This window comes from Mesorhizobium sp. M7A.F.Ca.MR.362.00.0.0 (assembly GCF_004023175.1).
GTDB lineage: Bacteria > Pseudomonadota > Alphaproteobacteria > Rhizobiales > Rhizobiaceae > Mesorhizobium.
Genome location: NZ_RZTF01001050.1, coordinates 1 through 261 on the forward strand (window position 1 = coordinate 1; position 261 = coordinate 261).

Annotated in this window: 1 protein-coding gene; it reads left to right on the plus strand. The window is 36.0% G+C overall.

What is annotated here, in order from left to right; translation table 11 throughout:
• Positions 1-261: hypothetical protein (locus EOC06_RS40645; protein WP_206631447.1), on the plus strand; the 261-nt coding region annotated here is incomplete at both ends.

Genomic DNA, 261 nt, shown 5'->3' on the forward strand with positions numbered 1-261 from the left:
GTAAAAAAATCATTCGAAGACGCATTTAACAAGGGTGTTAAAAAAAGAGTGGAAGAAACAAGAAAGGAATATTCCGATAAAGGCTATCAAGATGGAAAAAAAGATGAGGGTAATACTCCTAAGGATGTAGATGATATGTATGTAAAAGCATACGAAGAGGGCTATCAAAAGGGCCAAGAAGTCTTGAAGAAGAGCTACTTGGATCAAGGTTATGAAGCAGCATTCAACATGCTTAAATATGAAGAGCCTACTAAGCTTGAT